General features: G+C 40.6%; 15 protein-coding genes. 2 read left to right on the forward strand and 13 right to left on the reverse strand.

The genetic code is table 11. The features are described 5' to 3' along the window. Positions 1-2: 2 nt before the first annotated feature. Positions 3-1595 (reverse strand): APC family permease, encoded by a 1593-nt coding sequence (locus U9R83_RS12870; protein ID WP_014459840.1) that lies wholly within the window; start codon positions 1593-1595, stop codon positions 3-5. Positions 1596-1844: 249 nt separating this feature from the next. Here U9R83_RS12870 and U9R83_RS12875 point away from each other — a divergent pair, with 249 nt between their 5' ends. Both U9R83_RS12875 and spoIIP read left to right on the forward strand, forming a co-directional pair. Continuing rightward, positions 1845-3413 carry an RQC-minor-2 family DNA-binding protein gene (locus U9R83_RS12875; RefSeq protein ID WP_108674751.1) on the forward strand — a complete coding sequence of 523 codons (1569 nt, stop codon included), beginning with the start codon at positions 1845-1847 and terminating at the stop codon, positions 3411-3413. A 160-nt stretch (positions 3414-3573) separates the two neighbouring features. Beyond that, complete coding sequence (gene spoIIP / locus U9R83_RS12880; protein WP_108674752.1) at positions 3574-4743, forward strand: stage II sporulation protein P; 1170 nt, start codon at positions 3574-3576, stop codon at positions 4741-4743. Between the two features lie 26 nt (positions 4744-4769). On the opposite strand, the gene cobO is transcribed toward spoIIP, so the two are convergent. The 12 genes from cobO to U9R83_RS12940 are packed head-to-tail and all read right to left on the reverse strand — an operon-like array spanning position 4770 to position 15313. Next, the gene (gene cobO / locus U9R83_RS12885) at positions 4770-5309 is read right to left on the reverse strand and encodes a cob(I)yrinic acid a,c-diamide adenosyltransferase (RefSeq protein WP_014459837.1); all 540 of its coding nucleotides are present in this window, start codon (positions 5307-5309) and stop codon (positions 4770-4772) included. 31 nt (positions 5310-5340) lie between these two features. Continuing rightward, positions 5341-5910 (reverse strand): nitroreductase family protein, encoded by a 570-nt coding sequence (locus tag U9R83_RS12890; protein ID WP_014459836.1) that lies wholly within the window; start codon positions 5908-5910, stop codon positions 5341-5343. 20 nt (positions 5911-5930) lie between these two features. Next, the gene (gene cobA, locus U9R83_RS12895; RefSeq protein ID WP_014459835.1) at positions 5931-6701 is read right to left on the reverse strand and encodes a uroporphyrinogen-III C-methyltransferase; all 771 of its coding nucleotides are present in this window, start codon (positions 6699-6701) and stop codon (positions 5931-5933) included. Further along, the gene (locus U9R83_RS12900) at positions 6698-8080 is read right to left on the reverse strand and encodes a cobyrinate a,c-diamide synthase (protein ID WP_115654089.1); all 1383 of its coding nucleotides are present in this window, start codon (positions 8078-8080) and stop codon (positions 6698-6700) included. The genes cobA and U9R83_RS12900 overlap by 4 nt, the downstream gene beginning before the upstream one ends. Before the next feature lie 13 nt (positions 8081-8093). After that, on the reverse strand, positions 8094-9218 hold the full coding sequence (locus tag U9R83_RS12905; RefSeq protein ID WP_116740530.1) for a cobalt-precorrin 5A hydrolase: 1125 nt from the start codon (positions 9216-9218) through the stop codon (positions 8094-8096). Then, positions 9215-9991 carry a precorrin-4 C(11)-methyltransferase gene (cobM, locus tag U9R83_RS12910; RefSeq protein WP_116740528.1) on the reverse strand — a complete coding sequence of 259 codons (777 nt, stop codon included), beginning with the start codon at positions 9989-9991 and terminating at the stop codon, positions 9215-9217. The genes U9R83_RS12905 and cobM overlap by 4 nt, the downstream gene beginning before the upstream one ends. Then, positions 9988-10689 carry a precorrin-2 C(20)-methyltransferase gene (gene cobI, locus U9R83_RS12915; protein ID WP_116740525.1) on the reverse strand — a complete coding sequence of 234 codons (702 nt, stop codon included), beginning with the start codon at positions 10687-10689 and terminating at the stop codon, positions 9988-9990. Before cobI ends, cobM begins: the two co-directional genes overlap by 4 nt. A gap of 2 nt (positions 10690-10691) precedes the next feature. Continuing rightward, on the reverse strand, positions 10692-11888 hold the full coding sequence (gene cbiE / locus U9R83_RS12920) for a precorrin-6y C5,15-methyltransferase (decarboxylating) subunit CbiE (protein WP_140450945.1): 1197 nt from the start codon (positions 11886-11888) through the stop codon (positions 10692-10694). After that, a complete protein-coding gene (locus U9R83_RS12925; RefSeq protein WP_028413119.1) occupies positions 11878-12981 on the reverse strand; it encodes a cobalt-precorrin-5B (C(1))-methyltransferase in 1104 nt (367 codons plus the stop codon). The genes cbiE and U9R83_RS12925 overlap by 11 nt, the downstream gene beginning before the upstream one ends. 3 nt (positions 12982-12984) lie before the next feature. Continuing rightward, entirely contained in the window at positions 12985-13632 is a 648-nt protein-coding gene (locus tag U9R83_RS12930; RefSeq protein WP_116740521.1) for a precorrin-8X methylmutase, read from the reverse strand. 5 nt (positions 13633-13637) lie between these two features. Beyond that, positions 13638-14405 carry a precorrin-6A reductase gene (cobK, locus tag U9R83_RS12935; protein ID WP_116740519.1) on the reverse strand — a complete coding sequence of 256 codons (768 nt, stop codon included), beginning with the start codon at positions 14403-14405 and terminating at the stop codon, positions 13638-13640. Further along, a complete protein-coding gene (locus tag U9R83_RS12940) occupies positions 14402-15313 on the reverse strand; it encodes a sirohydrochlorin chelatase (protein WP_140450946.1) in 912 nt (303 codons plus the stop codon). Before U9R83_RS12940 ends, cobK begins: the two co-directional genes overlap by 4 nt. Positions 15314-15318: the final 5 nt, after the last annotated feature.

A 15318-nucleotide genomic window follows, 5' to 3' on the forward strand; every position in this document is an offset into this window, starting at 1 on the left:
GGTTATACAGGTGCTTTTTCTTCCTGTTCAGGATGGTGATCGTAATCAATAAGCGCTTTTGGAAGACCGGTATATTTAGCCCAATAATAAATCCCAATAGATACGACGGCTATGATAATTAAGTCTACAGGCGTATCGATCAAACCTTTCCCTCCGCCGAACGAACCGATATAAGAAATGAAGAGCATGATGATATAATAAGCAACTAACCACCAAGTTGACTTAATTTGCTGACGAAGACTTACTTCGTTTTTAGGCACATATTTAGCAAAAATCAAATATATAACAAACATGACCAATTGAGAAGTTAACAGCCATGAAATAGTCTTCCAGCCTGACCAGTACACAATAAAGGAAGCAAAAATAAAGGATAATGGACCAATTATACTCATTCCTCTTAATTTAAAAGGCTTTTCCAAATCTTTTGCGTTCACCATAAAGGCCGCTGATGAAATTGGTGCAATCGCGTAAGAAAGAATAAGCGCAACAGAGCATACGTTTACGAGTGCATTCCACGAAGGAAATGGCAGTGTCCAAAAAATCGAAAGCCCTAACGAAAGCCATAGAGATGATCGTGGAATCCCTGTTTTTTTATCCACATGAGCAAACGTTTTAAATAACGTACCGTTACGAGACCAAGCATAGATAAGTCTAGAGGTTGTATTCATAAAAATATTACCGTTACCACCCGGTGATAAAATAGCGTCTAAAATAACAAGTGTTGCTAGCCAGCCAAGACCAAGAACAACAGCGATGTCTTTAAACGGCAGTGAAAATTTATCTTGAATGCCTGACCAACCGCCCGTGATCATATCAGATGGAATGGCCCCGATAAATAAGACTTGTAGAGCGGTATAAATAAGTGCCGCTAGAATGATACAAATCACAAGAGCAATTGGGATATTACGCTGAGGATTTTTCACCTCTCCAGCTACCGATACAATCGGATGAAGGCCTAAGTAAGCAAACATAACCCCGCCTGTAGCAATGGCGGCCTGTATACCATCAAATCCCCCGGGAGCAAACTCTCCCATCGTAAAGTTTCCTGACTTAAAATAAAATGCCAGCGTTACGATTACCGTAAGCGGTACAAAATATTTAAAAATAGAAATAATAATATTCGATTTGGCAAATGCTTTTACACTCCAGTAATTGAGTAAAAAGAATAAGCAAAGCAACACAAATTGTAGAATCCATCCAGATATCGTCGGTGAATCAGATCCAGATTTTGTTAAACCCGGAAACCAGTAGGCCACATACTGTCTCACTGCTGTTACTTCGATAGCGATTAAACTAGTGTAAGCTACGATCGTAATAAACGAAATCATATAGCCTACAAGATGACCGTGTGAATAAACAGGATATCGAATAATTCCTCCTGTACGAGGCAAGGCAGCCCCTAGCTCAGCGTATACAAGGCCTATTAATAAAATAATAACTCCACCAATAACCCAAGAAAAACTTCCTGCAGGACCTGCTTGCGTAGCGACATTACTAACGGCAAACAGCCAAGCGGAGCCAAAAATAGCCCCTAATCCAATCAATGTTAAATCTAATAGGGATATCGTCTTTTTAAACGGACCTTTATTCTCCATAAGCTTCCTCCTTTGGATGAATCATCACTTTTGTTGGTTTTTTTGACAACATTCATATATATTCGATAATATGTGTCAAAATTTTTATTACTATACCCATTCAAAATTACTTTGAATCCCTTTTCTTTATTTCTGCAGATTAATTAACAGAAAATTTTAAAAAACGATTCTTGCGTTCAAGACACATTAAAACTTTTTCTTCTTTTCTTTAATGGGTAAAATACTCAATAAATGAAAGGAGTTAGATAAATGACTTTACCAGAGAATTTGCCTGTTGATTTTACTGCTTACAACCACTTAACATTCCTTCCGCTCGGACGTAAGAATAAATCGATTCGATCCGTAGGAAGTAAACATACTAAAGGGCTGCTTGGACGTTTAAATGACTACTTTGAGCGAGCAATGAATGAGTTACCTAAAGAAGATATCATCCTTTTTCAAACATTCTTATATGGAAATCATAGGGGCGGTTTTCCCGTCGCAATTGACAAAAATGAAGACGTTTATCCTCACTTTTGGAAACCAACTTCATTTCTATGGAAAGAATATAATAAGAATCGCGGCATTCCTATTCATCATGATGAGTTTTATTCTCAAGATTTTACGGTTTTGACTAAAAATGAGTTGGAAAATTATCTCGGAAGCATTATGAAAGATTACATGTTTTGCGCTAGAATACATGATTCTTCAAAAGAAGAATGGATTCAACATATTAATAAGTGTTTCTTCAAACATCCGCTCATTTCCCTTTATCACCGAAATGCAAATGTGATTGAAGCAATTGAACAATCAAAAAAATCACCTTTGCTTTTTATTATGAAAAACCCTGAGCAAATTGCTTTTTGGCGCAATCGGATCGAAATCATTATGAGACCTTTTCGATCTCTTTCTTCCACCGCTTTTGAGAGAGGATTTTCAGATACGGAAGATACGGTATTAACTGTTCACGGGGAAAACGAGATCATTCGCTTAACTTCAGAAAACAGAGGTCTCGCCGTAACATATGATGTCACAGGTGATGCCATTTCACTTGATGATGAGTATAATGTAGTACTAGCAGCCAAGCGCTTAGCGACAACTCAGCGGCAGTTCGAAGAGATTATGGATGAAAATAAAGAAGTGATTCAAAAACTTCTTGTCTTTTTTAAGTGGAAAAGTCTTTTAAAGCATCATGAAGTGCACATTAAAGAGATCCAAGACAAATTGTGCAGCCTAACCACTTATCAACTTAATCAAAGACAAGTTTTACAGGAAAACGATCCCTTTCTTTCCTTCATTCAAAACGTATTACAAGTAAAAATACCGAATGTAAATCTCGAAGTTGGTTCCATTCAATGGTTTTCGCAATGGGATTTTCCAGATGTCACCCTGCTGCAGGAAACAAACAAATTTACATGTTATATGGATCCAAACGAAATAGAAAAGAAACTGACAGAAATAAGCGCTAAGATAGAAAATGAACTTCATAAGCAGCGTCAGGATCTGCTTTCGACTCCGCTAAAAATCGGTCAAATAACGTTTGATTCAAACCAAATGCTACGGTTATTAACGCTTATAGATACCTTAAAGAACACGGAAACTCAGCAGAGTTACGTGCAAATTTTAGAAGGCGTTTCTACTAACAGTATTCGTCAAAAAGAGCTTGATAAAATACCCGCATTTGGATTATTAAATTCGGTAAAGCGCAAGCGCATTGTTACGTATTTACAAGAATTACAAAACTATCAGCTGCTTAAAAAAGAGAAAAAAGGATTCAGCCTCACTCCAAAAGGCGAAGCCATCCGACGTCTATTTGAAGAAGAATCACGGAGAATATGAGATTATATCTCGCGTGATTCTTCTTTTTTGATTTTGAAGACTACTTTCTCTATTAAATGCCTATCATAATTAGAAATCTCCATTCATATAATGATTACTAGATTAGCAAAGTCCTTCATACCTATTAGCCTGATGCTGACATAGAGAGGAGATTTCGCCATTGAAATCTAGTAATCGCGCCAATTTTGTAGTGTTAACATATAAGATGGTTCTTGTTATTTTATCCATTGTTTTAATGACATCATCTATTATTGTTCTAGTAAGTTACTCAGCATTTAAAGAACAGTTCAATTCTTCTATTGTCTATCAAACGTTATCGAAGCATAAAGCGGAGAGCCTTTATTATCTGATGAGCCAAGAAAACCACCACTTTTCAACAGCTTTTGATAAAAACTACTCGCCTCCAGGTCTTTCTTCTACACTGCTAGAGTTATCAACAAGTATTCGAGCAGAAGACGCGAGAAGCTTGTTTGGTTCAGAACTTCCTGGATTCAGTATTTACGACTCCAATATTATCATCGCCGGTGAAGGTACAAATTTCACAAACTTCCCTAGAGAATCTGCACCACCGTTAGATGAAACGCTAAAAGAAAGAAATTCTACTGCAAAAGTTCAGCAGCCTAAAGAAAACGATGGTACGAACGCTCCGAATAATAATACAACTGGCGGAAAAAAGGTATTTTATATTTATCACACGCACAGCTGGGAATCTTATTTGCCTCTGTTAGGACTTGAAGGTGATCCAGATGCTAATAAAGCGGTGGATAGCAAAACAAATATCAATATGGTTGCAAATATGCTAGGAAAAGATTTAGAGGCTCAGGGAATTGGAGCAGAAGTAGATCAAACCAATATTGGACAGAAATTAAAAGAAAAAGGTTGGAACACCAATCAATCGTACGCCATGTCTCGTACAGTAATTGAAACGGCGATGACTGAAAATAGAGATTTAACTTACTTTATCGATTTGCACCGAGATTCACTTCGAAAAGATAATACAACTATTAAGATTAACAATAAATCGTATGCAAAAGTTGTGTTTGTTTTAGGGAAAGCGAATCAAAACTTTGAACAAAACTTAAAGATGGCAAAAGCGCTTCATGAAGGACTTGAAAAGAAATATCCCGGCTTAAGCCGCGGAGTTATTGGCAAAAACAAATCCAGCGGTAACGGTGTATATAACCAAGATGTTTCCAAAAATGCGATTTTAATTGAAGTGGGCGGAGTTGACAATAACTTTGATGAACTAACTAACACAACAAAAGCACTGTCTGATGTCATTAGCCAATTTTACTGGCAAGCTGAAAAAGTAGATGCCCCTGCTCAATAAAAAAAGCCCTCTTCACTGAGGGCTTTTTAAAATTCAATTCCTTTTACAGCAGGAATTCCTTCGTCGTAATAATGTTTATGAGGCTTCATTTCCGTCACAAGATCTGCTGCTTCCATCACTTCTTTTTTGGCAGAACGCCCGGTAATGACCAAATGCATATGCTCCGGGCGCTTTTGAATAAGGTCAATTACTTCGTGTAGCGGTAGCACATCATCAATAGGAAATTTCTCGATAGCCAGTGCGTTATTTAACTCGTCTAAAATAACCACATCATATTCGTTTGAGAAGACTTTTTCCTTCGTTAGCGCCCAGGCTTTTTGCAAAGCTTCACGATGTTCAGGCGGTGTTTTTGTCCACGTAAAGCCGACTCCTGTTTGAATCATTTCAATTCCTATTCTGTCAAACATCAGCTTTTCGCCATATGTACGCTGAGGAGATTTAATAAATTGAATCATTAATACTTTTTGTCCGCGTCCCGTAGCGCGCAGAGCGAGACCTAAAGCAGCGGTTGTTTTTCCTTTACCGTCTCCGGTATAAATTAACGTAAGACCCCGTTTGTCTTTCAATCTAAAAACCTCTTTTTCTTCGAATTTCAGTTTACAGCCATGTTGTTTTTTCTGTAAACGATGTTCTAGCAGGCTCTTTCATTTTTGTAAGAGACTCTTCATTTGGATAACCTAAAAAAACGTTTCCTACTACGACTTTACCTGAAGGGTTGCCAATAAACTCATACAATCTCTCGTCTCGAACAAGACCAACACCTCTTGTTCTCCAAACAAAGCCAAGTCCTAGTTCTTTAGCCGCTAACCACATGGAATGAATCGCGCATGAAACCGCATATTTGTTATCTTCTGTGGCTTCTTCGTCTCCTTCAACTATGTCAGCTGTTACGACGATATGTACGGGCGTATTTTTTACTGCTTTTAACGAACTTTCTACTAAATGAGGCTTTGTAGGAAAGCGCTCCTTTAAATATGCTTCAGCCAGTTCTTCATACTTCTTTTTTGCTTCTCCTTGAATTACGTAGAAGCTCCATGGCTCTCTCATTCGGTCATTTGGAGCCCACGTCGCTGCTTCAAGCAGCTGTTCGATTTTCTCTTGCTCCACTTCACGTGCTTCATGATCTCGTACCGCTCTTCGTTCTTTTAACTGTGAGATAATCGTCATATTGTCTCCTCCTTTTAACGTTAAAGCAGAATATTTTCCGCTCTTTCTTCGAACCATTTTATTTTTTCTCTAATTGTCACCACTTCACCTACAAGCACGATGGCAGGATGAGCAATTTCTGCTTTTTTTGCTATTTCTTCGATTGTGGCAAGCGTTCCCGTTACGGTGCGCTGATATTTTGTCGTTCCCCACTGAACAAGCGCCACTGGCGTATGTTTATCTCGTCCGTGGTCCATCAACTGTTTGCATATATGAGGTAAATTTCCAACGCCCATATAAAATGCAATCGTATCTATTCCTTGAGCGAGCGCTGACCAATTTAAATAATCTTTTCCTTTTTCTTCTCTTCCATGACCCGTTACAATCGCAAAAGAAGTGGCATGATCTCTGTGGGTAACCGGAATTCCTGCATAGGCTGGAGCTGCAATTCCTGACGTGATACCAGGCACTACTTCGTAAGGAATTCCTCGAGTAGCAAGTACTTCAGCTTCCTCTGCTCCGCGCCCGAACACAAAAGGATCGCCTCCTTTTAAGCGCGTCACTACTTTTCCTTGAAGTGCTTTTTCAACAAGAAGTTCGTGAATACGATCTTGGATGACTCCGTGCTTGCCAGGTAATTTCCCGCAAAAAATAAGCTCCGCGTCTTTTTTAGCATAGTTTAACAACTGTTCGTTGGCTAAGCGGTCATATAAAATGACATCCGCTTCTTGAATACATTCCATTCCATATACGGTTATTAGCTTCGGATCTCCTGGTCCGGCTCCTACTAAATATACTTTTCCAACTGTCACATGGCATCTCTTCTTTCTTTTTTCACCGCTTTACACTGTTCCACCCAGTTTTCTACCATTTTCGTAGAAGAGCCGAAATGAAAGTGCGTATAGCCGGCAATTAAATTATTGTTCATATAGCCTTCTTCTTTCATTCCTCGCATCCCTTTTGTATCATAGGCAGGCGAAAACTCTTTCTCTGAATGAAAGGTTGAATAATGAAATTCATGGCCTTTAGCTTGTATATCGTCTTTAAATAAAAAATTCCCCTGCTTTCCCGTCACTTCTCGGTATCCTAAAGCAGCTAATTTTGTCTGCATTCTTACTTGTCCGGGAATAAGCCCCACCATTTCATGACATGTATCATCTGTTGTGACAATACCATCTGTTAAAAACATAAAGCCTCCGCACTCCGCAAGTGTAGGAATCCCTTTTTGGATGGCTGCTCGAACAGAGTTTTTAACGTCGATTTGCTGAGCCAGCGTTTCAGCAAATTCTTCTGGAAATCCGCCTCCTATATAAAGACCGTCAGCATCTTGTGGAACTGTTTCTCCTTTTAAAGGCGAAAATTCTACAAGCTCTGCTCCGTAAGCTTTTAACAATTCGAAATTTTCTTCATAATAAAAGTTAAAAGCGGCATCTCTTGCCACAGCAATTTTCACTTGAGGTACGGACGGCTTTGTAAAGATAGGATCATTAATTTCTATTTTAGGAGCTAAAGCCAGTTCATATACTTTTTCGATATCAATTGTATCATGAACAAGCTTTCCTAACTGTTCAAAAAACGGTGTTAATTCTCCTCGTTCAATAGACGGAATGAGCCCGAGGTGACGTTCAGGAATCGTGAGCTCATCGTTTCTTTTCAAGTAGCCTACTACAGGGATATGACATTCCTGTTCAATCGCTGCCTTAACAAGCTTATAGTGCCCTTCACTTCCAACTCGGTTAGCAATCACACCGACGATGTTCGCTTCGGGTAAAAATTGCTGAAACCCTTTTACAATTGCCGCTGCACTTCTAGCCATACTAGCACAATTGACAACTAAAAGGACAGGGCTATTGGTGATTAAGCTGATTTCTGCTGTTGAGCCTTCGTTTGTTAACGGGTTTTTCCCATCGAAAAATCCCATAACTCCTTCCATGATAGAAATATCAGCATCTTCACTAGCACGAGCGACAATTTCTCTAACCATATCGTGCTCAAGCATCCAGCTGTCGATATTTCGAGACGTTCGTTCTGTAACAGCCGTATGATACGTTGGATCAATATAATCGGGTCCGCATTTAAACCCTTGAACTCTGTAACCAGCTTGTCTTAATGCTGCCATCAACCCGATTGTAAGGGTTGTTTTCCCTACGCCACTTCCGGTACCGGCAATGACGAGTCTTCTGTTTGACATGTTGTTCTCTCCCTTAGTCATATGGAATAAGTGCCACAGAAATGGTGACATTCCCTGACTTTTTCTTGACAAGTTCAAGCGTATCAGCGCCGCTGTATAGCATAGCAGCAGGTTCACTGACGCCATATGCACCTGTATATTTAAAGACTGTATCGGAAGGCTGTTCTATACTTATGCTGTTTAGCTCTTGGGGCGAATAATAGACAAACTCCCAGCCGTACTTAGACGCCACTTCTAGCAGCCCTTCTTCATCCTTCTTTAACTCTATTGTACATAATGCTTTTACACTTTTCATTGAAAACTGAAGTTCAGCAAGCGTTTTTTCAATAACGGTTTCAATTTCAGCTGTACTTGTACCGCGGTTGCATCCCATCCCAATCGCTAATACTTTTGGTCGGTAAAGAACACCGTTTTCTAAGATCGCTTCTTCTTCTTTTTTTAAATTGCGATGCGTTACAACCAAGGCTGCATGTGGCGATGCTTCAAGAGCTGCGTGAATTGATGAATACGTTTTAATATTAGCTGGAACTGGATGATCATAATGCCACCAGCTCTTTTCACCTGATTCTTGAACCACTGCTATTTCTTCTTCATTTACCACAGAAGCGCTGACAGGCGTTAGCTTTTCTGCGGATTCCCATACCCATCCAAAACGCTTTCCAAATAAATCAACGGGAATCGTTTTTTGAACATCAGATGCTGTTGTAATAACAGGATGGGCCTCAAGAGCTGCCGCAACTTCACGCGTAAGCTCATTTGCTCCTCCGATATGACCTGAAAGCACGCTGATGACATTTTCGCCTTTATCATCAATCACAACAACCGCGGGATCCGTTTTCTTATCTTTTAAAATAGGGGCAATCATACGCACAACTGCTCCCAGTGAAATAATAATAATAAGTCCTTTATACGATTCAAAAAGAGAAGGCAAAAGCATCCGAACGCTTCCTGAAAACAGCTGAATGTTCTGCTCTTGTTCGTCTCCTTTTTCAAACTTGCTCATGTAATACACGTCAGACTGCTGAAAGATGCGGCCGAGATTTCTTGCAATTTCTACGCCGTGCTTCGTGATGGCCACGACGGCATAATCCCCGCGCTGTGTAATGGGAGCTTTTTTTCCTTCTTGGAGTTGAATCATTCCGACTTCACTCCTCTTCGAAAGCCATGGGTAAATGTTTTATCGTAAAGTTTTGAACGATAATCCTTGTCATGAATGTGAGAATCAAGTGCCCAGCCCGCCAAAATCATCGCCTGCTTGCGAATGCCGTTTGTTCGCATAGCATCATCCAGGTCTTTTACCGTCGTGCGAACAATTTTTTCATCTGGCCACGTTGCTTTATAGACTACTACAACCGGCGTGTCTTCACTCCAACCGGCGTTTATAAATTCTTTCATTACTTTTTTTGTGAGCGTCGCGCTTAAAAATAACGCAATCGTACATTTATGTTTTGCTAAATCAGTTAATTTTTCAAACTCAGGTACAGGCGTTCTTCCTTCAGCACGAGTTAAAATAACTGTTTGAGTCAAATCTGGAATGGTTAATTCTGCTTCAGCCGCTGCAGCTGCAGCAAATACGGAGCTGACGCCCGGAACGATTTCAATATCAACGCCTTCTCTTTTTAAAAGCACCATTTGTTCCATAATGGCTCCGTACATAGCAGGATCTCCGGTATGAACTCTTACAACCATTTTTCCTTCACGCATGCGATCAAGCATCGTACTGACCATTTCTTCTAAATGCATACCAGCTGTCTTTAACACTTCAGCTCCTGGTTTAGACTTAGCAACTAGCTCTTCACTTACTAGTGAGTCAGCGTATAAAACAACATCTGCCTGCTGAAGTAATTTTAAGCCTTTTACGGTAATTAAATCTGGATCTCCGGGTCCAGCTCCGATTATGTATAACTTCATTTTCGCACCACCATTAGCGTTAAGTATTGTAAATCGGCTCCTTCTAGTTCTGAAGCTTTCCAAATAATTTCTTCATCTGACGTTACTTTTGTTACCACCGATGCTTTTTCAAGCAGATCAAGCTCTTTTAAAAGACCGACCATAAAATCGATGACTTTAGCCACTTTAATAAAAATAACGCAGTCGTTTTCCACCAATACTTTTTTCATTGTTTCATAATCTTCACGAGCAGGAACAATGGCCACATGTTCATCACCGTCTGCTAATGGAATACCTAAACGAGATGCAGCTCCATTAATGGATGAAATACCAGGAATGACTTGAATCGGAGCTTCAGGGTGACGTTCCTGCATCAGGCGCATCATGTGAATAAACGTACTATAAAGCATAGGATCTCCCTCTGTGACAAACGCTACATCTTTTCCTTCCTTGAGCTTTTCCCATACTCGCTCTACCGTTTCGGTCCATTTTCTTTCCAAAATAGCAGGATCTTTTGTCATTGGAAACACAAGGCCTAGCATGTCTTTTTCATTTGCACTAAAATAGACATCAATAATTTTTTGGGCGTAGCTTTTGCTTCCTTTTTGTTTTTTCGGGTACGCAATAACGGGTGATTCTTTTAATTTACGAAATGCTTTTACTGTAATCAGCTCTGGATCTCCTGGTCCAACTCCAAGTCCGTACAATGTTCCAATCATGTTCATTCTCCTCTTTTGGCTGTAATAATATAAATGGGGTTTAAAGCGTCAAATCGTGTTAAGTGTAAAATTGGCTTGCTTCTTGAAATTTGTGCAAGGGTAACAGCAGTCTCAAACCCTCGCTCTTTAAAAGCTTTCATCGCTTCTGCTAAATTTTCAATCGTTACGGCATTTAATACGATGCGCCCTCCTGAATTTAATCGGCTGCAGCACACGTCTAAAATGGTTTCCATGCCTCCTGCTGTCCCTCCAATAAACACCGCATCAGGATCAGCAAACTCACCTAACCCTTCCGGTGCTTTTCCGTGCACAGTATGGGCATCTACTCGAAATTTCGCTAGATTTTCCCTGCAGTTTTCCAAGTCTGCTTCATTTTTTTCCACAGCAAAAATTTGTCCTTCACGCGCAATTTTAGCTGCTTCAATCGCGACTGAACCCGTACATGTTCCGATATCCCACACCACGCTGTCTCTCTTTAGCTGCAGGGCGCTAATACTAAGTGTACGAACTTCTTTTTTAGTAATAAGTCCCTTGTCCGGCTTGCGTTGAATAAATTCATCGTCCTCTATTCCAAGAGGCCAAACTGGGCTTTTTTCTACCTGCTTTAATATCACGACATTAAGCGGAGAAAAGAGTTGATTCGCCGCCTCTTCTAGCGAAAGCAGCTGACAGCGCTCCGCCTCTCCACCTAGATTCTCTGCCACAAACATCTTGTATTCTGTCATGCCGAATGATAATAAGTAGTTTGCCAGAGCACTAGGAGAATTTTGCTCATCGGTTAAAATCGCCACTGTTTTATAGCCATCAATGCGCTGAGCCAGCCCTTTTATACTTCTGCCGTGTACGCTTGTAAAATAAGCGTCTTGCCATCGCTCTTTTAGACGTGAGAATGCAAGTTGAATAGAACTTAAATAAGGATATATTTCAACGTCTAGCCTCGTAGAAAGATAGCTTCCGATTCCGTAAAATAACGGATCGCCTGAGGCTAACACAACCGCATTTCCTTCTTCGTTTTTTAAACGTTCAACAAGGGAAGAAAGACCTCCTTCAATGGCTACTTTTTCTCCTTCAAAATCTTGAAAAAAGTCAAGATGGCGCTTTCCTCCAATTAGCACATTGCTTTCATAAATCCACTGTTCATACATAGGAAGCAAACTTAATTTTCCGTCGTCACCTATTCCAATAATTTTAATTGCCATGTTGCACCGCCTGTCCTAAAAAATCTCCTTTTAATGTGTAAAGAGACGTATCGACATCGATTCCGTCCCCTACTTCCTTTAATGCTGATAAACAGCAGTACTCGCACAGTTTTTCGAAAAACTGATGATGACCGCTTTGCGTCATTAAATCTCCCACTTGAGAAGCTGTGTTTGCACCTTTTATTTCCTCTACCAGTTCAGCAGAAGCGCCTGACTCAGAAGCTGCTTTTGCTAAAAAATTAAAATCAATAGGTGCACTTTTTGAATGAACCATCATAACGCCTTGCGCGACTTTTGAAAACTTTCCCATCATGCCTACGAGCGACACTTTTTTCATTCCTTGCTTTTTACATTGTTTTAAAGTAAATCCAACAAAATCTCCCATTTCGATAAACGCTTCTTCCGGAAGTTCAGGGAACTGTTTCATTCCATACTTTTCGCTTCGGCCCCCTGTCGTAATGACAACGTGCTCACAATTACTCGCTTTAGCCACGCTGATTGCCTGCACGATGCTTGCTTTATAAGCAGCTGTTGAGAACGGAACAACAATCCCCCGCGTCCCCAGTATCGAAATGCCTCCTAAAATACCTAGACGCGCATTTAATGTCTTTTTCGCCATTTCTTCTCCTTCAGGAACCGAGATGACAATCTTAACGCCTTTTTGTATGTTGTATTCAGCTAAAAGCTGTTCAGCCGTTTCTTTCAGCATCTTTCTTGGCACAGGGTTAATGGCTGCTTCACCGACAGGAACTGGGAGGCCGGGCTTTGTCACACGCCCTACTCCCACTCCTCCATCAATGATAATGTCTGCACCATTACACCACGAAACTTCAGAAATAATCAGCGCTCCGTGCGTGGCATCGGGATCATCTCCAGCATCTTTAATGATGCTAGCTACAGCGCTGCTTGTGCGATACTCGCATTCTTCAAGATGAAACGTAGCAAAGCGGCCGACAGGTAAGTAAATCGTTGACTCATCTTGCACTTCTCCTGAAATTAGCGTAAGCAGAGCTGCTCTCGTAGCTGCCGTTGCACAAGCGCCCGTCGTGTAGCCTTCTCTGAGTTTCTTAGGTTCTTTTGGTACTTCCTTCATGCGTTACACCTGATCTGCAAGAATTGAAATTGCATTTAATGCAGCAACCGTTACCGTACTGCCGCCTTTTCGCCCGATGTTTGTAATAAACGGCACGTCAAGTTTTGCAAGTTCCTCTTTCGATTCAGCTGCTGAAACAAATCCTACCGGCAGACCAATAACAAGCCCAGGCTTCGCTTCTCCTTCTTTAATCAAACGAATTAATTCAAGTAAAGCTGTCGGTGCGTTCCCAATTGCAAAAATTCCGCCGTCTGCTTCTTTAATTGCTTTTCGTATTGAAATAATTGCACGCGTTGTATTTAAGCGCTTTGCTTCTTCCATTACGTCCGGATCTGAAATATAAACTTTGATTTCACCGCCGTGTTTTTCAATTCGCTGCTTGTTTGTTCCTACTTGCACCATTTGTACATCCGCAACCACTTGCTTGCCGCTGCGAATGGCTTTAATTCCTGCTTGAATCGCATCCGGATGAAACAGCATGCTGCGTCCAAGCTCAAAGTCTGCAGACGCATGAATCACACGCTGAACAATTGGGTACTGTTCATCTGTAAACGGGTGAGGCCCAAGCTCTTCTGTAATCATTTCAAAACTTTTTCCTTCAATTTGCTGAGGCTGAACAGTTAACGGTTTAAATTCTGTACGAAAATCCATCTCAATCAACTCCTAGTTTGGTTTGCTAAAGCATGAACCACTTCTTCAAACGTGGAATACACGGTCCCATACTCGATTTTTGGTCGCCCAATCATAATAATATCTAAGCCTAACTCTTTGGCTGCTTCTACTTTTTCATCCACAGATCCAACTTTTCCGCTTTCTTTTGTGACCATGACCGTCACGCCGTATTGCTTATACAGGGCTCGGTCAAACTCTTTTGTAAACGGACCTTGAATAGCAATAATATTTTTTTGCGGAAATCCTAACTGCTGACACTTTTCCATATTATCCAGCCTTGGAAGCATACGAGCAACAAGCCGTACATCTGAAAGAGGAAGGAGCTTTTCTGTAAAAACCTGCAGCGTTTTGCTGCCTGTTGTCAGCATAATAACTCCTTTTTTCTGAGCCGCTACTTCAGCTGCTTCTTCGTACGTGGAAACCATCGTCATATTGTCGTAGGTGAAAGCCTGTGAAGCCCGCTCATAGCGTATGTAAGGAATCGATGTTTCAGCAGCTGCGCCGATAGCGTTTTTAGATGCTTCTTCGGCAAAAGGGTGACTTGCATCCACAATAGCTTTTACACGATGTTCGTTTACAAAATCAATCATATCTTCTTGTGTGAGACGTCCAATTTTCACTTTCACTTCTGCACGCTGTAATTCGATTGCTGCATTGTCGGTTACAACCGTCGCCGTAAGGTCGTAACCTTCTTTTTTCACTTGAACAGCTAATGCACGTGCATCGCTAGTTCCCGCTAACAATAAAATCATTTTAACTCGCCGACCTTATCTTCATGGTGGTGATGACCATGATGGTGATCGTGGTGATGGTGCCCGTGATCGTGATCATGATCGTGATGATGATGGTGATCAATATGCTCCATAATGCCGAGGCGATATTGACATGTATCGCAGTTCATTTTCACTTCGCCTTCTAATCCTTCTTCAGCACGTTCTTTTAAAATTGTCTGTAGTTTTGGATGAAAGCCGAAATAGCCGGCTAGCTTAAACTCAATGTCTTCATACTGCAATTTATACTGCTTCACCATTTCTTCCAAACGCTTAATTAATACTCCTGTAAATAAGAAATACGGGAGAATAACCACTTTTTTAGCGCCCAGTTTTAAACATCGTTCCACCCCTTCATCAATCAATGGAGCGGTCACGCCCATAAAAGAAGTTTCGACGATTTTGTAGTTTGTTTTTTCCCAAAGAAGGCGCGTAATTTTATATAGATCACTGTTTGCATCAGGATCGCTTCCTCCTCGTCCTAAGACAATAACAGCCGTGTCTTCAGCTGGAGTTTCTAAATTTTCTCCTGATTCTTGTAATCTCGTTTTTAAAATTTCAAGAGCTTCTTCATGAACGCCAATGGGACGTCCGTATACGAAGTTTACGTGTGGATATTTTTCCTTAGCTTCATCTATAGCCGCCGGAATATGTATTTTAGAGTGCCCAGCAGGCAAGAGCATAATTGGAATCACAACTACATCTTGTGCTCCTTTTGCCACACACGTGTCAATTCCTTGACTTACATTCGGACGTTCAAATTCTAGAAAACACGTTTCTACTAAAATAGATGCGTCCCAATCATGCTTCATCGTAGAGATAAACTCGCGAATTTGATCGTTCCCTTCAGAATCTCTGCTTCCATGACCTACAAATAAAACTGATTTCATATAAT

Origin of the sequence: Priestia sp. LL-8 (assembly GCF_036227845.1) — a bacterium.
GTDB classification, from domain to species: domain Bacteria; phylum Bacillota; class Bacilli; order Bacillales; family Bacillaceae_H; genus Priestia; species Priestia zanthoxyli.